Source organism: Enterobacter sp. D2, from assembly GCF_034427575.1.
Classification (GTDB): Bacteria; Pseudomonadota; Gammaproteobacteria; order Enterobacterales; family Enterobacteriaceae; genus Enterobacter; species Enterobacter cloacae_M.
This window is the reverse complement of sequence record NZ_JAXQPP010000001.1, coordinates 136,607-158,607: the sequence shown is the minus strand read 5'-3', so window position 1 is coordinate 158,607 and position 22,001 is coordinate 136,607. Positions and strand designations below refer to the sequence as shown.

The following is a 22,001-nucleotide window of genomic DNA, read 5'->3' as shown; positions in this document are numbered from 1 at the left end:
GCTTACGCAGAAGGTATTGCAAGGGGTGTGCCAGAAATGAAAACCAGGGGGAAAAGCGGCATAACGAGCGTTGCACGGTTCTGGTTAACGAACCGGTGAAAAAAAAACGCACCATGCCGGTGCAGGGTGCGTTTCCGTTTTGCACCAACAGGAATGACTGTTAGCGCGTCGCCTCATTTTGGTGCATCAGGCGCTAAGCGACTCTTCATCGCGCACGCTGGCCGCCAGCTCTTCGCCCGCCAGCTGCAGCTGGTACATCTGCCAGTAGCGCCCTTTTGCTTCCAGCAGTTCACGGTGGGTACCGCGTTCAACGGCCTGTCCGCGATGCAGCACCAGAATGGTATCGGCATCGACGATGGTGGAAAGACGGTGGGCAATCACCACCAGCGTCGTATGGTCGCGTACGGCGGCCAGCGCCTGCTGGATGGCCTGCTCGGTGCCGGAGTCAATACTGGCAGTGGCTTCATCCAGAATCAGGATCTGCGGGGTTTCAATCAGCACCCGCGCCAGCGCCAGAAGCTGCTTTTGACCGACGGAGAGATTGTTCCCTTGCTCGCCCAGTTTGGTATTGATCCCATCGCTAAACCCGCGCGCCAGCTCTGCCAGCTGCACTTTTTCCAGCACGTCCCAGACTTGCTCCTGGGAGTAGTCTCGGCCAAGGGTCACGTTCGCGTAGAAAGTATCGGCCAGCACGACCGGATCCTGCTGCACCATCGCGACGCCTTTACGCAACACGGTGTGGCTGAGAGACGCGAGCGGGCGCCCGTCGAGGCGGATTTCGCCGTGCGTGACCGGGTAATAGCCCATCAACAGGCTGGCGAGCGTGCTCTTACCGCTGCCGGTATGCCCCACCAGCGCCACGAAACCGCGCGACGGAACGTCAAGCGTGATGTCCTGCAGCACCAGCCGGTCTTCGCGATAGGCAAACGAGACGTTATCAAAGGCGATAGTCCCGCTTTGCAGAGGACGCTCGTCATTGCCGTAGGCCTGGCGCGGCCTGTCCATCAGCTCAAACACGCGCTCACCGGCGACCACCGCCTGCTGCAGCATCGATTGCTGGGTGGTGAGCTCTATCAGCGGCTCGTTAAGGCGTCCGAGATAGCTGATAAAGGCGTACAGCACGCCCACTTCAATCGTACCGTTTGAGCTCAGCCCGAAGAGCATCAGCAGCCCGCAAAGCACCAGCGCCGAGAAAAGGCTCAGCAGCGGACGCAGCAGGAAACCATCAAGCCGCAGCGTCTGCATACGCGCCATGTAGTGCGAACGGCTGGCTTCACCCATGCGTTCGCCAAAGCGCGCCTGCTGGCGGAACTGCTGGATGACGCTCATGCCGTTGATCACTTCGTTGAAGCCATCGTTGATGTCGGCCAGATACGCGCGCACCCGACGCACGATCGGCGTGCTGTAGCGCTGGTAAATGACCATGACAATCAGCACCGCCGGGAAGATGGTGATCGCCACCAGCGCCATGCGCCAGTCGAGGCTGAACATCGCCACCAGCATCGCGCCAATCAGCGCCGCGCTGCGTAACACCGTCGCGACCACGGTAACGTACAGATCGCGGATCACCTCGGTATCGTTGGTCACGCGCGAAATCACCTGCCCGACCGGCTGGATATCAAACTCGCTGAGCGGCTGGCGAAGCGCCGCGTCCATCACATCCGTACGCAGCTGCTGAACAACGCCCACGGCTGCGCGGTTAAACAGCAGCGACTGAGCATAGTGCAGCCCTGCCGCCGCCAGCTGCAGGCCAACGTAGGCCACGCCTAAGCCCGCCACCAGCCCCAGCGGAAGGTAGCTTTTGGCGACCATGTTGTCGATAAAATAGCTGATGAGCAGCGGACCGCTCACCTCAGCAATCGCCGCAATCCAGAGTAAAAGCACGGCCACGGAGAGCGGTTTACGCCACGGCGAGCCGTAGGCCAGCAGACGTTTGAGCGTCGGCCACATCGTTCCGAGCTTACGCATTGGCGGCCTCCTCATCCTGCTCCGGCGCATCGTCCAGCGCCGCCTCAAGCTGTTGATAGCGGTACATATCGCGATACCAGCCCGGCTGCTCGGCAAGCGTTTCATGCTGCCCGCGCTGGGCAATGTGCCCGTGCTGTAAGACCACAATTTCGCTGGCTTCAGTGAGCGCCGACAAACGGTGGGCGCTGATAATCACCGTGCGTCCGTCACCCCACTGGCGCAGGTTATGCAGGATCTGATGCTCGGTACGGCCGTCCACGGCAGAAAGGGCATCATCCAGGATCAGGATTTCAGCATTCAGCAGCAGCGCGCGGGCAATGGAGATACGCTGCTTTTGCCCGCCGGACAGCATAACGCCGCGTTCCCCGACTTCCGTTTCGTACCCCTGCGGCAGACGCAAAATATCATCATGTACGCTGGCCAGACGCGCCACATGTTCAATCTCGTCCTGCGTCGCCCCAGGGCGTCCCAGGGCGATGTTGTTCGCCACGGTGTCCGAAAATAAAAACGGCGTCTGGCTGACGACCGCCAGGCGACCGCGCCACTCGTCCAGCAGCAGTCTGGTCAGGGGAATATCGTGGAAGCGGATATCGCCTTCGGTGACGTCAAAGTGGCGCTGAAGCAGAGAGAGCACGGTACTTTTGCCGGATCCCGTCGGGCCGCAGATGCCCAACATTTGCCCTGGCTGCAGGGTAAAGCTGACGTTCTCCAGCACCGGATGCTCCGTATGCGGATAGACAAACTTGCGGACGTCGACGGTCATGACGCCGCGCCCTTCCGGTACGGCTTCACTGCCGTCGATGACCACCGGCGCTTCGGCCAGCATGGCGCGAATTCGGCTGTAGGCGGCGCTGCCGCGCTCCACGATGTTAAACATCCAGGCCAGCGCCAGCATCGGCCAGATCATGAGACCCAGATACATCGCAAAGCTGGTCAATTGCCCCAGGGTAAGCGTGCCCTGCACCACCATCCAGCTTCCGCCGCCAATGGCCAGCATATTTGCCATGCCGATTGCGATATAAATCGTCGGGTCAAAACGGGCGTCGATACGCGCGACGCGCATGTTTTTCGCCCCCGTGTCTGCCGCATCGGCGGCAAACAGCGCAGACTGACGGTCTTCCAGACCAAACGCTTTGATCATGCGGATGCTGGTCATGCTCTCCTGGGTGCGATCGTTCAGAGATGAAAACGCCGCCTGGGCCAGCTTAAAGCGCTCGTGCAGCTGTTCGCCATAGCGATTGATCGCCAGCGCCATGATCGGCATCGGCAGCAGGGCAAGCAGGGTCAGCTGCCAGCTGATCTGTGTGGACATCACGATCAGCACCGCGCAGCCCATCACCAGCGAGTCCACCAGCGTCAGCACCCCTTCCCCGGCGGCAAAGACCACGCGATCGACGTCGTTCGTCGCACGGGCGATGAGATCCCCGGTGCGATGACGCAGATAAAATTCGGGATGCTGTCGGCTCAGCTGGCGGTAAAAATCTTCACGTAGCTCAACGGCCAGCTGATAGGACGCACCAAACAGCAGCACGCGCCAGACGTAGCGCAGCAGATAAACAATGACCGCCGTCAGCACCAGCGTGCCGACCCACATCAACACCCGTGCGGTGGTGTAATGCTGTTCGGTGACGCCATCCACGACGTATCCCACCACTTTCGGCGGGATCAGCTGCAGGATGGCAATAATAATAAGCAGGGCGACTGCACCGAGGTAGCGTTGCCACTCCCGACGAAAGTACCAGCTTAATTGGGCAAATAATCGCACGCGGTTTGTTCCTGAAGGTATTTTACGAAGTTATTCAATGGGTAATGCTGTGGTGTATTTAATCTGTTCCATGGCAAAGCTTGAGGTGACGTCCGACAAACCCGGTACGCTGTTCACCAGCCGCTTGTAGAAATCATCATAGCGCTTCATGTCGGCCACCTGGACGCGCATCAGGTAATCATACTCTCCGGCCATACGCCAGAAACCGAGCACCTCGGGCATCTCAGACACCTGAGTAACGAAGCGGCAATACCACTCGCTGCTGTGATGCTGGGTTTTTATCAGCACAAATGCCGTCAGCCCAAGCCCCAGCTTTTCGGGATCTAACAACGCGACGCGCCCCAGAAGAATGCCGTCATCTTCCAGCTTCTTAAGGCGCTTCCAGCACGGAGTGGTGGTCAGATTAACGGCATCTGCCAGCGCCTGCAAAGAGAGGGTACAGTCATTTTGCAGCAATGAAAGGAGCTTGCGGTCAATTTTATCTAGCATACCCACCTCACAGAGAAAATTTTTCTCTCTTCATTCTATTTTAAAGGCCAGATAGCAACAATTTTTTCTGTGCTTTTCGCTATCCTAGGCACAAAATGACAAACGGATAACGATGATGAATAGCACCTGGGTTAAACATGCGATCAGCGAAATCAATGCCGACTATCAGCGCTCGGCGGATACGCATCTGATTCGCCTTTCCCTGCCGGGATTTGACGGCATTCAGCTCTATCTGAAAGATGAAAGCACTCATCCCACCGGCAGCCTGAAGCATCGCCTGGCGCGTTCGCTGTTTTTATACGGTTTATGTAACGGCTGGATTAAAGAAGGCACCACTATTATTGAATCTTCGTCCGGTTCAACGGCGGTGTCAGAAGCCTATTTCGCCCGCCTGCTGGGTCTGCCGTTTATCGCGGTGATGCCGTCCTGCACCGCAAAACGCAAAATCGAACAGATCGAATTTTACGGCGGACGCTGCCACTTTGTGGAAAGCGCCTGCGAAATCTACGCCGCCTCCGAAATGCTGGCCCGCGAGCTGAACGGCCACTATATGGACCAGTTCACCTTCGCCGAGCGCGCGACGGACTGGCGCGGGAATAACAACATTGCCGACAGTATCTTCCGCCAGATGACCCACGAACCGCATCCGGTTCCGTCCTACATTGTCATGAGCGCCGGTACCGGCGGCACGTCAGCCACGATCGGACGCTACATCCGCTGTCAGGGCTACGATACCCAGCTGATGGTGGTTGACCCGCAGAACTCCGTGTTCCTCGACTACTGGCAAAACCGCGATGCTGGCCTGCGCAGCCCGGTAGGCAGCAAAATTGAAGGCATTGGCCGTCCGCGCGTCGAGCCGTCTTTCATCCCCGATGTGGTGGACGAGATGATGCGCGTGCCGGATGCCGTCAGCGTGGCCACTGCTCACTGGCTGGAGACGCAGCTGGGCCGCAAGGTGGGCGCATCGACGGGCACAAATATGTGGGGCGCACTGCAGCTTGCCGCCCGTATGCGCGAAGAGGGCCGCACCGGTTCCATCGTCACGCTGCTGTGCGACAGCGGCGAGCGTTATCTCGATACCTACTACAACGCAGAGTGGGTGCAGGCCAACATCGGCGATATCGCCCCGTGGAAAGCGCAGATTGCAGACCTGGTGAAATAAAAAAAGCCAGACCGAAGTCTGGCTTGCTGGAAGGGTCTCACTATTCGGGGGAATACGGGAGATTGTTGTTGTCCAGCCAATGCGTCAAAAAATGGGACACTGCTTCATTGCGGCAGTGGCCAATAACCGGCAGATGGGGAAGTTCTGCTTTCAGCTGCGCCATCGCATTCCCCATGATCAGACCGCGACCTACGCTACCGAGCATTTCGCGGTCGTTCATGGCGTCACCAAACGCCATACACTCCTGCAGCGTTAAGCCAAGGTGGTCGCTCAGCACCGCCAGAGCGGAGCCTTTGTTACAGCCCACCGGCAGCACTTCCAGACAATCTACCGCCGAGAAGGTCAGATGCGCCCGGTCGCCCAGCGCCTCATTCAGCTGAATCCTTAAGCGGCACAGATCGTCATGATCGCCGCAGAAGCAGATCTTGGTTACCGCATGGGCGGGGATCCGACGCAGATCGATAAGCTGGTATTTGAAACCGCTGTAAACATGCGCATGCAATAATTCCGGGATTTCGCTTCCGGTGAACCAGCCGCGATCGTTAAAGACGTGGACGCTGGCCTGCGTGTCCCAGGTACTGTGCAGCACGATATCCGCGACTTCCGGGTTGAGATCCTGCCGGTGCAGCACATCCCCTTCTACGGAGTGAATTCGCGTCCCGTTGCCGGTGATCAGAAAAGCGTCGAGGGAGAACGCCCCCAGCAAATGGCGCATCTCCAGCACATGACGCCCGGTGGCAAACGTCAGGGTGACATCACGCTCGCGCAGGCGCTTCAGCGTGTTCAGGGTTTTTTCCCCTAAACGGTGATCCGGCATTAACAGCGTACCGTCCATATCAAATACAGCGAGCCGAGCCATGATTACTCCCGAAATGTGATGCGGTTAACTTGTGCAACAGTATCGTGTGAGATATACGGAAGTAATAGTGAATAGATGAAAATTATTGTTCCGGGTTTTTTATGCGCCAGCTCAATCGACTCAACCAGTATCACCGCCTCTGGCAGCCTTCTCAGGGTGCAACGCAACAGGTCACCATCAGCGAGCTGGCCGCCCGCTGTTTTTGTAGCGAGCGGCATGTCCGAACCCTGCTGCGCCAGGCCCAGGAGGCGGGCTGGCTCAGCTGGCGAGCGCAGTCTGGCCGCGGTAAGCGCGGTGAGCTAACGTTCCATGTCGCCCCGGAGTCACTGCGCAATGCGATGATGGAAGAGGCGCTGAAAAGCGGGCAGCAGCATAACGCGCTGGAATTGGCCCAGCTTGCCCCTGAAGCGCTGCGGTCATTACTGCATCCTTTTTTGGGCGGGCAGTGGCAAAACGACACGCCGACGCTGCGCATCCCCTACTATCGCTCTCTGGAGCCGCTTCAGCCGGGGTTTTTACCGGGCCGGGCAGAGCAGCATCTGGCGGGACAGGTGTTCTCAGGCCTTACGCGTTTTAACGGTAACAGCAGTGAACCCACGGGCGATCTGGCGCATCACTGGGATGTCTCTGATGACGGCCTGCGCTGGCATTTCTACATTCGCTCCACCCTGCACTGGCATAACGGCGATAAAATAGAAACGGCACAACTCCAGCGAAGTCTGACAGCGCTGTTGACGCTTCCTGCCCTGCGCACTCTGTTTCAGAGCGTCTTATGTATCGAAACAACGCATCCTCAGTGTCTGACGTTTACGCTGCATCAACCGGACTACTGGCTGCCGCACAGGCTGGCAACCTACTGTAGCCGTCTGGCGCATCCCGACCATCCTGCGGTTGGCAGTGGCCCCTTTCGGCTGGCCGCTTTTGAGCCCGACCTGGTTCGTCTGGAAAGCCATGAGCAGTATCACCTGAGCCATTCGCTGCTCAAAGCCATCGAATACTGGATCACTCCCCAGCTTTTTGATTACAGCCTGGGCACCAGCTGTCGTCACCCGGTGCAAATCGCGATCGGCGAGGCCGACGAGCTGGAAAGTCTGCGGCTGGTAAGCAGCAGCACCAGCCTGGGGTTCTGCTACCTCACGCTTAAACAGAGCGCGCGCCTGAGTGAGATCCAGGCGAAGCGGCTTATCAATATCATTCATCTCTCCAGGCTTCTTCACACACTTCCGCTAAACGAAGGGCTCATCACGCCCACCCAGGAGCTGCTTCCCGGGTGGACCATCCCCGAATGGCCTGATTTATCGGACGTACCCCTCCCTGAAGCGTTGACGCTGGTTTACCATCTCCCTGTTGAGCTTCACACCATGGCCAGCCAGTTGAAGGCATACCTGGCGCTACAGGGGTGTGAACTGACCGTCATCTTTCACGACGCCAAGACGTGGGACGGATGCCTGGAGCTTGCCGATGCAGACATCATGATGGGGGACAGGCTGATTGGCGAAGCGCCGGAATATACGCTTGAACAGTGGCTGCGCTGCGATGCCCTCTGGCCGCACGTTCTTAGCGCTCCGGCTTACGCTCATCTGCAAGCCACGCTGGATGCGGTACAGACACAGGCCGAGGCTCAGGATAGACACGCGGGGCTGCAAGCCATCTTTAACCGGCTAATGGAGAGTGCGGTGCTTACGCCACTCTTTAATTATCAATACCAAATCAGTGCTCCGCCTGGCGTGAATGGTATACGCCTCAACACCCGCGGCTGGTTTGACTTTACCGAAGCCTGGCTGCCGCTCCCAACTCGTGAAGAAGCTGGTCGCCGTCGTGGTCAGACGGTAACATAACGTTTTTACCGTAACAGTCGAGATGATTTATGAAACGTGCCGTCGTCGTGTTCAGCGGAGGACAAGACTCTACTACCTGCCTGGTCCAGGCCCTTCATCAGTACGATGAAGTTCACTGTGTCACTTTCGATTATGGTCAGCGTCATCGCGCTGAAATCGACGTTGCTCGTGAACTAGCCCTGAAACTGGGCGCACGCGCGCACAAGGTGCTGGACGTTACGCTGTTAAATGAACTGGCCGTGAGCAGCCTCACTCGCGACAGTATTCCTGTGCCAGACTATGAACCCGATGCCAGCGGCATTCCGAATACCTTCGTGCCGGGCCGTAATATCCTCTTCCTGACCCTGACGGCGATCTACGCCTATCAGGTAAAGGCCGAAGCGGTGATCACAGGCGTGTGCGAGACCGACTTCTCCGGCTACCCGGACTGCCGTGATGAGTTCGTGAAAGCGTTAAACCACGCCGTTAATCTGGGGATGGCGAAAGAGACGCGCTTTGAAACTCCGCTCATGTGGCTGGATAAAGCCGAAACCTGGGCGCTGGCGGACTACTGGGGCAAGCTGGACCTTGTTCGCAGCGAAACGCTCACCTGCTATAACGGTATCAAAGGCGACGGTTGCGGCCAGTGTGCGGCCTGTAATCTGCGCGCTAACGGGCTGAACCACTATCTTGCCGATAAATCCGGCGTGATGGCCGCGATGCAGAAAAAGACCGGCCTAAAATAGGGCTACTTGACCGTGCTGTCACAAAACGGGTGTCGACAGCACGAGTACGCCTTAACAAGTCTTACGCGATCATCAACTCCAGCTTTTCACGCAACTCCCCTTCCAGCGGCAGCGCTTTCTGCGTTTTCAGATCGATACAGACAAAAGTGATCAACGCATCAGCCACCACCTGCCCTTCTGGATCGAGCGTCACCACCTGGCTTAACACCCCGCTTTTGCCATTGATTTGCTGCACCTGGCTGGTGACCGTGAGCACATCACCCAGCACGGCCGGACGGCGGTAGTTGATGTTGATATTGACGACCACAAACGCGATGTTGTGCGCGGTCAGCCACTGAAAGCTTTCGCTATTTTCCAGCCCGTCCCAGCGCGCTTCTTCAAGAAACTCAAGATAGCGAGCATTGTTCACATGCTGATAAACGTCGAGATGAAAACCGCGTACTTTGATTTTTGTCTGCATAGCGCAATAGCCTTTACTGTTATTGTAGGAAGAGAGGTCATAACTGGTATGACCTCTTTATCCTGGCAAAATTTTGCCGCAGTGCAAGAAATTGCGTAATTACAACGTCAGGTGTGAGAGGTTGCGCTCAACCAGCGCGCTGCCCATGCCCGGCACCTGCTTGAGATCGTCGACAGTTTTGAAAGGACCATACTCTTCGCGGTAGCTGACGATGGCCTGCGCTTTTTTCAGGCCCACGCCATTCATCGCGCGGGCGAGATCTTCCGCTGAGGCTGAATTGATACTGACCCGCGTACCGTCATCATCCGCATTTTTACCAGCGTCTGTCGCTTTGGTTTGCCCTTGCACCGGCGCTGCCGCGTCGGACTTGCTCTGGGTAGCTTGTGTTTTGGCGGCGGGGGCCGACGCCATCGCACCCGCACTCATCCCGGTGGTGGCAATAGCCAGCGTAATTAACAGTGCTTTGATTCCACATTTCATGCTGTTATCTCCTTGTTTGTTGACAGCCACGTCACGATAGCCGCGAGTTAAAACCGGCACAAACAGCAGATTGCAGAAATGGAAAAGGCCGCGAAAGCGGCCTTTAGTTTTTGCAGAGCGTTACGAAAATCTGCGAGCAGACACGTAATTACTGCTGCTGAGTCATTACATCACCCAGCTTGATTTTGGCTTCTTTACGCAGGTTACTCATCATGGCTTCGAAGGCAATCTGGGCATTGTTCTGGGTAATTCCCTGAACCATCGCTTTCTTCTGCGCTTCTGGCAGGGTACCGGCTTTCACTTCATCCAGCGCCAGCAGAACGACGTTACCCTGTGCATCGGTGGTGGTGCCGAAGCTTGGCTTGTCCTTGGCAGGCAGCGTCAGACCAAACGCGGCCTGGCTGATTGGGTCCTGGCCGGTACGGCTCAGCGTTTTCGCTTCACCGAAGCTCAGGCCAGCCGCTTTCAGCGCGTCTTCTTTACCCGCTTTCAGATCGGACAAAATCTTCTCAGCATCCAGTTTCGCCTGCTGTTCCGCTTTGTTGTGCTTAACCTGAGCGATAACCTGATCCTTCACTTCCGCCAGCGGTTTGACCGCTTCTGGCTTGTGTTCGCTGACGCGCAACACAAACGCACGATCGCCGTCGACGGTAATGATGTCAGAGTTACTGCCCGGCGTGCCGTTCTCACCCACCAGACCACCGTTGAAGATAGCATCAGAAACCGGTTTAAAGTTCAGCTCTTCCGGAAGGTTGTCACGACCAAACCAGCCCGTTTCAACCGCCTTCACGCCCGCCGCCTGCTCTGCACCTGCCAGAGATTCGTTGTCGTTGCTGGCAGCATCGCTCACCTTCTGCTGCAGCGCGTAATAGGCATCCAGCGCTTTTTCCTGTTTCACTTTCGCCGCGATATCATCGCGAATGTCAGCCAGCGGCTTGGTTTTCGCCGCAGTGATGTCGTCCAGACGCACGACCAGGAAACCAACGGAAGACTTAATAACGCCTGAAAGCTGACCTTTCTCTTTCAGACCGGCATTTTTCAGCTCGTCAGGGGTGGTCGCGTCTTCTAGCCAGCCCATATCACCGCCGTTTTTCGCAGAGATAATGTCGGTGGATTTCGCTTTCGCAACGGTCGCGAAATCAGCGCCTTTGTTCAGCTCATCCAGCGCCGCTTTAGCATCGGCCTCAGTTTTCGTCTGAATCACGCTGTAGCGGTTACGCTGCGGCTGAGTGAACTGATCCTGATGCTGATCGTAGTAAGACTGGATTTCAGCATCAGACGCGGTTTCCTGCAGCGCGGCCGCATCCAGCTTGATATAGCTCACGCGGAACTGCTCTGGAGAAACAAAGGAGTTCTTATTCTGCTCGTAGTAAGCGTTAACGTCAGCATCGCTCACCTGCTGTTTCGCCGCCAGGGCGTTCACATCAATGGTCGCTTCGCGTACAACACGCTGCTGCGCCACCAGCGCGGCCAGTTCGTCCGTTTCACCTTTGAGCATGAAATCGGTGCCCACAACGGCATTGATAAGCTGCTGGGTGGTCAGCTGGTTACGCAGCGCCTGAGCGTACTGGTCGGCCGTCATCCCCATCTGATTGACGATGCTGTTGTAACGCGCGTTGTCGAATTTACCGTTAGACTGGAAGGCTTGAGTGGAGAAGATGGCTTTTTTCACCTGCTCATCACTGATGCCAAGGCCCAGTTTTTTGGCATACTGATCAAGCAGCGCTTCGTCGATAAGACGGTTCAGCGTCTGTTGGCGCAGGGTCTTCATGTACCCTTCGTTCGCTGCCAGTTCAGAGAATTGGTCGCCCAGCTGTTGCTGCATACGGTTACGTTCACCGGCAAAAGCATTCTCGAACTGACCACGGCTGATTTCCTGGCCATTCACTTTTGCGGCATAGTTTGCGCCACCGCCAATAAGGTAACTGCTCACGCCGGTCAATATGAACGACACGATAATGATACCGAAAATAATCTTGAGCACGAGACTGTTAGCAGCCGTGCGTAAGCTGTCCATCATGGTGTAACAACACTCCGCTGTAGGTGACTGGTTACCTGACGCTGACGGAAAATCCTGCCCGTCGCGCGTGAAGGCGTATTGTGACAAGAAAACGGGGCGATTGTCAGCCCACAACTCGCATAAACTCGCACAAATCAGGTCTGGACAAACAAAAAAGGCACATCAAATGATGCGCCCTTGTACTTTCCGGCTTCCCTGAATCGGGAAAGCAATCAGTTTACTGCGTCTTTCAGCGCTTTACCTGCACGGAAACCCGGCACTTTAGCAGCAGCAATGGTGATCTCTTTACCGGTCTGAGGGTTGCGGCCAGTACGGGCAGCACGCTCTTTAACAGCAAAAGTACCGAAACCTACCAGTGCAACGTCGTCCCCAGCCTGCAGAGATTCAGTAACAGAAGCAATTAAAGCATCTAACGCACGTCCAGCTGCAGCTTTAGAAATATCAGCACCCGCAGCAATTTTGTCAATCAGTTGAGATTTATTCACTGTTCTCTTCCTCTCTTTATAATTTATATCGCGCCTGAATCCTTCACAACGCGACCGCGCAGCAGTTATATCAGGCCTGCCATGACCTTACAACACCCGTTGTTGATGGCTGACCTAATCAGCAATCTAAATTAGCTATACAAAAAAAGGCTGGCAAGTGCGAAATGACTTACCAGCCTTGTTTTTATTGACGCTCTTTGCGCGAGGTCACTATTTTGCGGTTACAACCTGCATTCCGGAGGGTTCATTCTGCAATGCGAGACTGAGAACTTCCTCAATTCGCTTCACAGGATGGATCTGCAGGTCGGCAATCACGTTGTCCGGAATCTCTTCCAGATCGCGTTTGTTTTCGTAAGGGATCAATACGGTTTTGATCCCACCGCGGTGTGCCGCCAGCAGTTTTTCTTTTAAACCACCAATCGGCAGAACCTGGCCACGCAGCGTAATTTCACCAGTCATTGCCACATCGGCACGCACCGGGTTCCCAGTCAGGCAGGAAACCAGAGCGGTACACATGGCAATACCCGCGCTTGGGCCATCTTTCGGCGTCGCCCCTTCAGGAACGTGCACGTGGATGTCGCGTTTTTCGTAGAAATCCGGGTTGATACCCAGTTTCTCCGCGCGCGCGCGCACCACGGTCAGCGCCGCCTGGATGGATTCCTGCATCACTTCACCCAGCGAGCCGGTGTAGGTCAGCTTGCCTTTGCCCGGCACGCAGGCGGTTTCGATGGTCAGCAGATCGCCGCCCACTTCCGTCCATGCCAGGCCAGTTACCTGACCAACGCGGTTTTCGTTGTCCGCGCGACCGTAGTCAAAGCGCTGAACGCCCAGGTACGCATGCAGATTGTCGCCGTTAATCACAATGTGTTTCAGGCTCTTATCCAGCAGCAGCTGTTTCACCGCTTTACGACACAGTTTAGAGATTTCACGCTCAAGGCTACGCACGCCCGCTTCGCGAGTGTAGTAGCGAATGATGCCAATAATCGCGCTGTCCTCGACGGTCAGCTCGTTGGATTTCAGCGCGTTACGCTCAATCTGTTTCGGCAGCAGGTGCTGCTTAGCGATGTTCAGCTTCTCGTCTTCGGTATAGCCAGAGAGACGAATCACTTCCATACGGTCCAGCAGCGGGGCCGGAATGTTCATGGAGTTGGAGGTCGCCACGAACATCACATCGCTCAGGTCGTAGTCCACTTCCAGGTAGTGATCGCTGAACGCCACGTTCTGTTCTGGATCAAGCACTTCCAGCAGTGCAGATGCAGGGTCACCGCGCATGTCCGACGACATCTTGTCGATCTCATCGAGCAGGAACAGCGGGTTTTTAACCCCCACTTTCGCCATCTTCTGGATCAGTTTACCCGGCATAGAACCGATGTAGGTACGGCGGTGACCGCGGATTTCCGCTTCATCGCGTACGCCACCCAGCGCCATACGGATATACTTGCGTCCGGTCGCTTTGGCGATGGACTGACCCAGAGAGGTTTTACCCACCCCCGGCGGTCCTACCAGGCACAGAATTGGGCCTTTGATTTTGTTTACACGGCTTTGTACCGCGAGGTACTCAAGAATGCGGTCTTTCACGCGCTCCAGGCCGTAGTGGTCGGTATCCAGGATTTCCTGCGCCTGACGCAGGTCTTTTTTGACCTTGCTGCGGGCGTTCCACGGAACCTGCACCATCCACTCAATGTAGCCGCGAACAACGGTCGCTTCAGCCGACATTGGAGACATCATTTTCAGCTTCTGCAGTTCTGCTTCGGCCTTCTCTTTCGCCTCTTTCGGCATCTTGGCCGCGTCAATCTTACGCTTCAGCGCTTCGTTTTCGTCCGGCGCGTCGTCCATCTCGCCCAGTTCTTTCTGAATGGCCTTCATTTGCTCATTCAGATAGTACTCGCGCTGAGATTTCTCCATCTGCTTTTTCACGCGGTTGCGAATGCGCTTCTCAACCTGCAGCAGATCGATTTCAGACTCCATCATCGCCATCAGGTATTCCAGACGTTCGTTAACGTCTGACATTTCCAGCACGGACTGCTTGTCAGCCAGCTTCAGCGGCATATGTGCAGCGATGGTGTCCGCCAGACGCGCAGGATCGTCGATGCTGTTCAGCGACGTCAGCACTTCTGGTGGAATTTTCTTGTTCAGCTTGATATAGCCTTCAAACTGGCTAATCGCGGTGCGAACCAGCACTTCCTGTTCGCGCTCATCAAGCTCAGGCGAATCAAGGTACTCTGCCTTGGCAGAGAAGTGTTCGCCGTCGTCTGAGAGAGTGGTAATACGCGCACGCTGCAGGCCTTCTACCAGCACCTTCACGGTGCCGTCAGGCAGCTTCAGCATCTGCAAAATAGAGGCCACGGTCCCGACGGTGAAAAGATCGTTTACACCCGGCTCATCCGTTGATGCTTCTTTCTGCGCCACCAGCATGATTTTTTTATCATGATCCATGGCGGCTTCAAGGCAACGGATAGATTTTTCCCGCCCTACAAATAAGGGTATGACCATGTGCGGATAAACCACCACATCGCGCAACGGCAATACGGGGATTTCAATGCGTTCAGAACGCTCAGGATTCATAGAGCTCTCTCTTAGTTAGTGTCCGCCAGGTAAGCTGGTCATGTCACAGTGCTTCACATAACCATTAACATGTATCCAGTATATGGGGATGTTTCCCACACATTCAACGCTATGAATACGGAAAAAGAAAAAGGGGAGATAAAATCCCCCCTTTTTGATTAACTGCTTGTATGATTTGGCTAATTATTCGCCAGATGCCTGCTGCGCTTCCGGTTTGCCGTAAATCAACAGCGGCTTGGTTTGACCGCTAATGACGGACTCGTCAATCACCACTTTCTCAACGTCTTCCATTGATGGGAGATCGTACATGGTGTCGAGCAGTGCCGCTTCAACAATTGAACGCAGACCACGGGCACCGGTTTTACGAACCATCGCTTTCTTGGCAATCGCATCCAGCGCTTCGTCGCGGAATTCCAGATCAACGCCTTCCAGATTGAACAGCGCCTGATACTGCTTGGTCAGCGCATTTTTCGGCTCTTTCAGGATCTGGATCAGCGCGTCTTCGCTCAGTTCATTCAGCGTTGCCACGACCGGCAGACGGCCGATGAATTCAGGGATCAGACCGAATTTGATCAGATCTTCCGGTTCAACCTGAGACAGCAGTTCGCCTTCGTTTGGTTTTTCGGACGTCGATTTCACCGTTGCGCCAAAACCAATGCCGGAGCCGGTTTCAACACGGTGGGAGATGACTTTGTCCAGACCAGCAAACGCACCGCCACAGATGAACAGGATCTTGGAGGTATCAACCTGCAGGAACTCCTGCTGCGGATGTTTACGACCACCCTGTGGCGGAACGGCGGCAACCGTACCTTCAATCAGTTTCAGCAGTGCCTGCTGTACGCCTTCACCCGATACGTCACGGGTAATGGACGGGTTGTCTGATTTACGGGAGATCTTGTCGATCTCATCGATGTAAACAATCCCGCGCTGCGCTTTCTGTACGTCGTAATCGCACTTCTGCAGCAGTTTCTGGATGATGTTTTCGACGTCCTCACCCACATAACCGGCCTCGGTCAGGGTGGTGGCATCCGCCATCGTGAACGGAACATCAAGCAGGCGCGCCAGAGTTTCAGCCAGCAGCGTTTTACCGGAACCGGTTGGGCCGATCAGCAGAATGTTACTTTTACCCAGTTCTACGCCATTGCTGGTGTCGCCGTTACGCAGACGTTTGTAGTGGTTGTAGACCGCTACTGCCAGCACTTTCTTGGCCTGCTCCTGTCCGATGACGTAGTCGTCAAGGTGATGACGAATTTCATGCGGCGTTGGCAGCGCGCTGCGCTCACGGTGCGGTGCGACTTCTTTAATCTCTTCGCGAATGATGTCGTTACATAAATCGACACATTCGTCGCAGATATACACGGACGGCCCGGCAATCAGTTTACGCACTTCATGCTGGCTTTTGCCGCAAAAAGAGCAGTACAGCAGTTTGCCCGAACCATCTTTGCGTTTATCTGTCATGAGTCCAAACCTCTTTTTAAGTTCTTTGTGCCGCACATGACGACGCAAATGCCATTCTAAGACGCAAGCTGCAATCAGCAGCGTGCCGCCCTACCTTAGTATAGCGGCACACTCGCGTCGCGGGCATCAATTACGATGGGTCAACACGGAGTCGACTAAGCCGTACTCAACTGCCTCTGGAGCAGAGAGGAAGCGATCGCGCTCGGTATCACGCTCGATCTGCTCGAGTGGTTGACCCGTATGCTGCGCCATAAGTTCATTCATGCGCGCTTTTACTTTCAGAATTTCGCGGGCGTGGATTTCGATATCCGTCGCCTGCCCCTGGTAACCGCCCAGCGGCTGGTGAATCATCACGCGGGAATTTGGCAAGCAGAAACGCTTACCTTTCGCCCCTGCTGTTAACAGGAACGCGCCCATAGATGCAGCCTGACCCATACAGATAGTGCTTACATCAGGCTTGATGAATTGCATGGTGTCATAAATGGACATACCTGCTGTAATCACGCCACCCGGGGAGTTAATGTACAGGTAAATGTCTTTTTCCGGGTTTTCCGCTTCCAGAAACAGCATCTGCGCCACGATCAGGTTAGCCATGTGGTCTTCCACCTGGCCGGTCAGAAAGATAACGCGTTCCTTGAGCAGACGGGAATAGATATCAAAAGAACGCTCACCACGTGAGGTCTGTTCAATAACCATTGGCACCAGAGCCATATGGGGTGCAAAGTTATCTCGTTCGCCACTGTATGACATTTCCGTCTCCTGGATCAAAATTGAAAACACCTGCTGTACTGATTGTAACCTTACGGACGGATTATCAGCCAGTCTCATTCATCATGATTACGTACTTATGGGGTTCACAGTGCCCTATTTCAAGCATAACAACCTTTTGTTGTTACGCTAACACCGAAAGGGCGTTTTAGCACTCTTCCTGGGCTATCGCTGCGATAAAAAAAACCCGCTGCCGCAAGGCAACGGGTTTTCTGTTCAAACTTTAAACCGTTGGGGCGAAATTACGCCTGCTGGTTCATCAGTTCGTTGAAAGAGGTCGCTTTTTCGGTCACTTTCGCTTTCGCCAGTACCGCTTCAACAGCCTGCTCTTCCAGGGCAACATTGCGCATGTTGTCCATCAGCTCTTTGTTCTTACCGTAGAACTCGATCACTTCTGATGGATCTTCGTATGCAGAAGCCATCTCTTCGATCAGGCCTTTCACACGCTCTTCGTCAGCTTTCAGCTCGTGGGTACGAATCACTTCGCCCAGCAGCAGGCCAACAACAACGCGGCGTTTCGCTTGCTCTTCGAACAGCTCGCGCGGCAGTTCCATCGCTTGCTGCTGGTTGCCACCGAAACGCTGTGCAGCCTGACGGCGCAGAACGTCGATTTCGCTGTCGATCAGGGCAGTTGGAACGTCGATTTCGTTGGCTTTAACCAGACCTTCGATCGCCTGAGATTTCACACGGTTACGCACCGCGCCGTTCAGTTCGCGTTCCATGTTCTTACGCACTTCGGTACGCAGACCCGCTACGGAACCATCTTCCACGCCGAAACGCTTGATGAATTCTTCAGTCAGTTCTGGCAGTTCGCGCTCTTCAACTTTCTTCAGGTTGATAACGAACTTCGCTGCTTTCCCTTTCAGGTTTTCAGCGTGGTATTCTTCCGGGAAGGTCACGTCGATAGTGAACTCTTCGCCAGCCTTGTGGCCTTTGATACCGTCTTCGAAGCCTGGGATCATACGCCCTTGGCCCATTGCCAGTACGAAGTCAGACGCTTTACCGCCTTCGAACTCTTCGCCGTCTACAGAACCGGTGAAGTCGATGGTGACACGGTCTTCAGCGTCAACAGCGCCTTCTTTCTCTTTCCAGTTCGCCTGCTGCTTGCGCAGGGTATCCAGCATGGCGTCAACGTCTTCGTCAGTCACGGAAACAACTGGTTTTTCAACTTCGATAGATTCCAGACCTTTCAGCTCAACTTCCGGGTACACTTCGAACTCTACGGAGTAGGTGAAGTCTTCGCCCAGTTTGTATTCGCCAGGAACGTAGTTCGGCGCACCGGCCGGATTGATTTTTTCTTTGATGATCGCATCGATAAAGTTACGGCTCATCAGTTCACCCAGCACATCCTGACGCACGGAAGCGCCATAACGCTGAGCAACAACATTCATTGGTACTTTGCCCTTGCGGAAGCCGTCAATACGTACTTTTTTTGCTACGTTGACCAGCTCGCTTTTCACAGCAGTTTCGATGCTGTCAGCAGCGATAGTAATCGTTACACGGCGGCCAAGGCCTTGAGTGGTTTCAACTGAAACTTGCATCTTGTTACCTCAAAAAAATCACAGTGCTCGGTCAACTCTGAATCTGTCTGTTATACCGGGATGCTCTCTTAGTGCAGATCCACATTCCCTGTCGCCAGAATCATCCCGAAGACATTCAATAAGACGCGGCATTATAGCGGCATCACTTAGGTGAGTCGAGAACGGTTGGGGCATGTTGCTGCGGCTTTTTTCACACTTTAAGGCTATTTTTAGCCTTAAAATCGCACCATCCGCTCAAAACTCAAACAAAACAAAACGGCCCGGAGGCCGTTTTGAGGAAATCTGTAAGCAACATACTGGAAAAGCTCCAGCCGTTGCAAATCCGATTTATCAGGCGATAGTGCCTGCACCGCGACAGGGAGGCGATGCGAAAACCGTATCCTGCAGGCCTTCCCATTCCTTAATGGTGTAGGTATGCAGTGCCAGCGCATGCACGGTCGTGGAGAGTTCTTCCGTCAAGGTGCTGTAGATCAAGCGGTGTCGATTCAGGAAACGTTCTCCCGTGAAGCGATCGCTAACCAGAACCACTTTAAAGTGGCTTTCAGAACCTGCCGGCACGTTATGACGATAGCTTTCGTCGACGACTTCGAGGAACACAGGGTTGAACGCTGCCCTTAATTTATCTTCTATATGCTCACGTATCATCATGAAATTACTCCTCCGACAACGCCAGGATGTCACCCATCCCTTTAAATGTTAGCCGCTTTTACCGTTTCCATTACACCTTGACAACAAATATTTAGCTTTCGTCTGATTTTCTCATTCAAACGAATGAAGTTCACTGTGAGACTCATACGTTTTGTCATACACGGATTGGGAAAAACGGTGAACTGGTCAGTTTTCGGACAAGGCGATGAATTTACATGCGTTGACCACTTCCCCTCGCCGTTGGCGATGTTATGATGGCGGCAATTTTTCTCTTTATATGCTTACGATTCGTTGAGAACCCGAAAATGTTAAAAAAACTCTTCTTTCCGTTGGTAGCCCTTTTTATGCTGGCAGGCTGCGCTACTCCGCCAACCACTATTGATGTCTCACCAAAAATCACCCTGCCTCAGCAGGACCCAAGCTTGATGGGCGTCACCGTGAGCATTAACGGTGCCGATCAGCGTCAGGATCAGGCGCTGGCAAAAGTGACCCGCGATAACCAGCAGGTTACCCTCACCGCGTCCCGCGACCTGCGCTTCCTGCTCCAGGAAGTGCTGGAGAAACAGATGACCGCTCGCGGCTACATGATTGGCCCAAGCGGCGCGGTCGATCTGCAGATCATCGTGAACAACCTGTACGCTGACGTGTCACAGGGCAACGTGCGCTACAACATCGCGACCAAAGCGGATATCGCCATCATTGCCACCGCGAAGAATGGCAACAAGATGACCAAAAACTACCGCGCCAGCTATTCTGTTGAAGGTGCCTTCCAGGCTTCTAACCAGAACATTGCTAACGCCGTGAACAGCGTGCTGACCGACACCATTGCCGATATGGCGCAGGACACCAGTATTCACGACTTTATCAAGCAGAACGCGCGTTAATCCCGCTCTCTGACCCGGTGTATCACCGGGTCAGTTTTATAAGAACATGTCCAGCCACTACTTACGCATTTTCCAGCAACCGAAATCAGCTATCCTGCTGATCCTCGGCTTCGCCTCGGGTTTACCCCTCGCACTCACTTCCGGCACGCTTCAGGCGTGGATGACGGTTGATAACATAGATCTTAAAACCATCGGTTTCTTCTCGCTTGTCGGCCAGGCCTATGTCTTTAAGTTCCTGTGGTCTCCGGTCATGGATCGCTATACGCCGCCTTTCCTCGGGCGTCGACGCGGCTGGTTAGTGATGACGCAGATCCTGCTGCTGCTGGCTATTGCGGCGATGGGATTTCTTGAACCCACCACCCAGCTTCGCTGGATGGCCGCGCTTGCGGTGGTGATTGCCTTCTGTTCCGCCTCTCAGGATATCGTGTTCGACGCCTGGAAGACGGACGTGTTACCTGCGGAAGAGCGCGGCGCCGGTGCGGCAATCAGCGTGCTGGGCTATCGCCTCGGGATGCTGGTCTCCGGCGGGCTGGCGCTGTGGCTCGCCGATCGTTACCTCGGCTGGCAGGGCATGTACTGGCTGATGGCCGCCCTGCTGATCCCCTGCATTATCGCGACGCTGTTCGCGCCCGAACCGAGTGACGTCATCCCGGTTCCCCGCTCGCTGGAGCAGGCCGTCGCCGAACCGCTCCGTGACTTCTTTGGCCGCAACAACGCCTGGCTGATCCTGCTGCTTATCGTCCTTTATAAGCTGGGCGATGCCTTTGCCATGAGCCTCACCACCACCTTCCTGATCCGGGGCGTCGGCTTTGACGCCGGTGAAGTCGGCGTGGTGAATAAAACGCTGGGGCTGTTTGCGACCATCGTCGGCGCGCTTTATGGTGGCGTATTGATGCAGCGCCTGACGCTGTTTCGCGCGCTGCTGATTTTCGGCATCCTTCAGGGTGCCTCTAACGCAGGCTACTGGCTGCTGTCGATTACCGACAAACATACGATCAGCATGGCCGCGGCGGTGTTCTTCGAAAACCTCTGCGGCGGCATGGGAACCGCGGCGTTTGTCGCCCTGCTGATGACCCTGTGCAACAAGTCGTTTTCCGCTACCCAGTTCGCGCTGCTCTCGGCGCTCTCCGCCGTTGGGCGTGTTTACGTTGGCCCGATTGCCGGCTGGTTTGTGGAAGCCCATGGCTGGCCAACATTTTATCTCTTCTCGGTCGTGGCTGCCGTGCCGGGAATTTTATTGCTGCTGGTCTGCCGTCAGACGCTTGAATATACCCAGCGGACAGAACATTTTATGCCGCGCACCGAATATCGCCGCGCTTACCGTTTTGCGCTACGTCTGTTAATGGCGGGCTGTATCGCTCTGGCGCTCTGGCTTGTGGTGCTTATTATCAATGCCAGCACCTCTCTGGTACTCCCTTTCGAAGCCCTTCTGCTGGACGCAGGCGCCCTGCTGGCTATCGCCGGGATCCTGATCGGAGGTCTGCTCGATTTCATGGCGTTGCGTAAAACGCAGATGACCTGAAGAAAAATGCGAAAGGTTATTTCCCGTTGTAATCACTAACTGAAATTATAACGGTGAAATAGCCGCCAACCGCAAAAAAAATATTTGTTGATTTGTGCGGGATAGGATTTGGAAATTATTGGCTCCCACTCCAAAACGCTATTTTTCATTAAACGATTCAGCATACGAGAGTTTGATTTTTCGTTTTTTAGATGTCTTTTTATTGATAATTAATTGTTAATTTTTTGTTTATTTTTAACAATGGTTATACCAATTGCCCCTTTTAGGGTATGCTTGGGGGTCCTTTCGTTATAAAGCCCATGCCGTGCGGCTTCGGTCATAAAAACCGACATAATTTGCAACACTTGTGACACGTGCGGCAGAA

The 22,001-nt window shown here is 54.8% G+C and carries 18 protein-coding genes; 5 read left to right on the top strand and 13 right to left on the bottom strand.

Features of this window, described 5'->3' with window-relative positions; all coding sequences use genetic code 11:
* Positions 1-186 precede the first annotated feature (186 nt).
* Genes SPG90_RS00750 through SPG90_RS00740 form a run of 3 tightly spaced genes read right to left on the bottom strand, consistent with a single transcriptional unit; the run spans position 187 to position 4,222 of the window.
* A complete protein-coding gene (locus SPG90_RS00750; protein ID WP_039263947.1) occupies positions 187-1,968 on the bottom strand; it encodes a SmdB family multidrug efflux ABC transporter permease/ATP-binding protein in 1,782 nt (593 codons plus the stop codon).
* A complete protein-coding gene (locus SPG90_RS00745) occupies positions 1,961-3,733 on the bottom strand; it encodes a SmdA family multidrug ABC transporter permease/ATP-binding protein (RefSeq protein WP_047173816.1) in 1,773 nt (590 codons plus the stop codon). Before SPG90_RS00745 ends, SPG90_RS00750 begins: the two co-directional genes overlap by 8 nt.
* A gap of 30 nt (positions 3,734-3,763) precedes the next feature.
* Positions 3,764-4,222, bottom strand: a complete 459-nt coding sequence (locus SPG90_RS00740) for an Lrp/AsnC family transcriptional regulator (protein WP_023310581.1) — start codon at positions 4,220-4,222, stop codon at positions 3,764-3,766.
* A 112-nt stretch (positions 4,223-4,334) separates the two neighbouring features.
* Here SPG90_RS00740 and SPG90_RS00735 point away from each other — a divergent pair, with 112 nt between their 5' ends.
* Entirely contained in the window at positions 4,335-5,384 is a 1,050-nt protein-coding gene (locus SPG90_RS00735) for a PLP-dependent cysteine synthase family protein (protein ID WP_241238555.1), read from the top strand.
* Between the two features lie 40 nt (positions 5,385-5,424).
* On the opposite strand, the gene cof is transcribed toward SPG90_RS00735, so the two are convergent.
* Complete coding sequence (gene cof, locus SPG90_RS00730; protein WP_126302955.1) at positions 5,425-6,243, bottom strand: HMP-PP phosphatase; 819 nt, start codon at positions 6,241-6,243, stop codon at positions 5,425-5,427.
* A 101-nt stretch (positions 6,244-6,344) separates the two neighbouring features.
* Here cof and SPG90_RS00725 point away from each other — a divergent pair, with 101 nt between their 5' ends.
* Entirely contained in the window at positions 6,345-8,081 is a 1,737-nt protein-coding gene (locus SPG90_RS00725) for an SgrR family transcriptional regulator (protein WP_045400832.1), read from the top strand.
* 29 nt (positions 8,082-8,110) lie between these two features.
* A complete protein-coding gene (gene queC, locus SPG90_RS00720) occupies positions 8,111-8,806 on the top strand; it encodes a 7-cyano-7-deazaguanine synthase QueC (RefSeq protein ID WP_023310577.1) in 696 nt (231 codons plus the stop codon).
* Between the two features lie 61 nt (positions 8,807-8,867).
* Here the strand turns inward: queC and SPG90_RS00715 are convergent, their stop codons facing one another.
* From SPG90_RS00715 to bolA, 9 genes are all read right to left on the bottom strand, one after another.
* Entirely contained in the window at positions 8,868-9,266 is a 399-nt protein-coding gene (locus SPG90_RS00715; protein ID WP_024906822.1) for a YbgC/FadM family acyl-CoA thioesterase, read from the bottom strand.
* A gap of 99 nt (positions 9,267-9,365) precedes the next feature.
* Positions 9,366-9,746: a helix-hairpin-helix domain-containing protein gene (locus tag SPG90_RS00710; RefSeq protein ID WP_045400681.1), complete on the bottom strand. Its 381-nt coding sequence runs from the start codon at positions 9,744-9,746 to the stop codon at positions 9,366-9,368.
* 148 nt (positions 9,747-9,894) lie between these two features.
* On the bottom strand, positions 9,895-11,766 hold the full coding sequence (gene ppiD, locus SPG90_RS00705; RefSeq protein WP_126302956.1) for a peptidylprolyl isomerase: 1,872 nt from the start codon (positions 11,764-11,766) through the stop codon (positions 9,895-9,897).
* 212 nt (positions 11,767-11,978) lie between these two features.
* Positions 11,979-12,251, bottom strand: coding sequence for a nucleoid-associated protein HU-beta (hupB, locus tag SPG90_RS00700; RefSeq protein ID WP_002444653.1), 273 nt, complete (start codon positions 12,249-12,251; stop codon positions 11,979-11,981).
* Between the two features lie 210 nt (positions 12,252-12,461).
* Positions 12,462-14,816: an endopeptidase La gene (gene lon / locus SPG90_RS00695; protein ID WP_045400678.1), complete on the bottom strand. Its 2,355-nt coding sequence runs from the start codon at positions 14,814-14,816 to the stop codon at positions 12,462-12,464.
* 183 nt (positions 14,817-14,999) lie between these two features.
* On the bottom strand, positions 15,000-16,274 hold the full coding sequence (clpX, locus tag SPG90_RS00690; RefSeq protein WP_023310570.1) for an ATP-dependent protease ATP-binding subunit ClpX: 1,275 nt from the start codon (positions 16,272-16,274) through the stop codon (positions 15,000-15,002).
* 126 nt (positions 16,275-16,400) lie between these two features.
* Positions 16,401-17,024 carry an ATP-dependent Clp endopeptidase proteolytic subunit ClpP gene (gene clpP / locus SPG90_RS00685; protein ID WP_010428105.1) on the bottom strand — a complete coding sequence of 208 codons (624 nt, stop codon included), beginning with the start codon at positions 17,022-17,024 and terminating at the stop codon, positions 16,401-16,403.
* 260 nt (positions 17,025-17,284) lie between these two features.
* Positions 17,285-18,583: a trigger factor gene (gene tig, locus SPG90_RS00680; RefSeq protein ID WP_126302957.1), complete on the bottom strand. Its 1,299-nt coding sequence runs from the start codon at positions 18,581-18,583 to the stop codon at positions 17,285-17,287.
* Positions 18,584-18,913: 330 nt separating this feature from the next.
* Complete coding sequence (gene bolA / locus SPG90_RS00675; RefSeq protein WP_021241655.1) at positions 18,914-19,231, bottom strand: transcriptional regulator BolA; 318 nt, start codon at positions 19,229-19,231, stop codon at positions 18,914-18,916.
* A 305-nt stretch (positions 19,232-19,536) separates the two neighbouring features.
* Between bolA and SPG90_RS00670 the strand changes: the two genes are divergently transcribed.
* The gene (locus SPG90_RS00670) at positions 19,537-20,115 is read left to right on the top strand and encodes a lipoprotein (RefSeq protein ID WP_023310568.1); all 579 of its coding nucleotides are present in this window, start codon (positions 19,537-19,539) and stop codon (positions 20,113-20,115) included.
* Between the two features lie 46 nt (positions 20,116-20,161).
* A complete protein-coding gene (gene ampG, locus SPG90_RS00665; protein WP_047173811.1) occupies positions 20,162-21,637 on the top strand; it encodes a muropeptide MFS transporter AmpG in 1,476 nt (491 codons plus the stop codon).
* Positions 21,638-22,001: the final 364 nt, after the last annotated feature.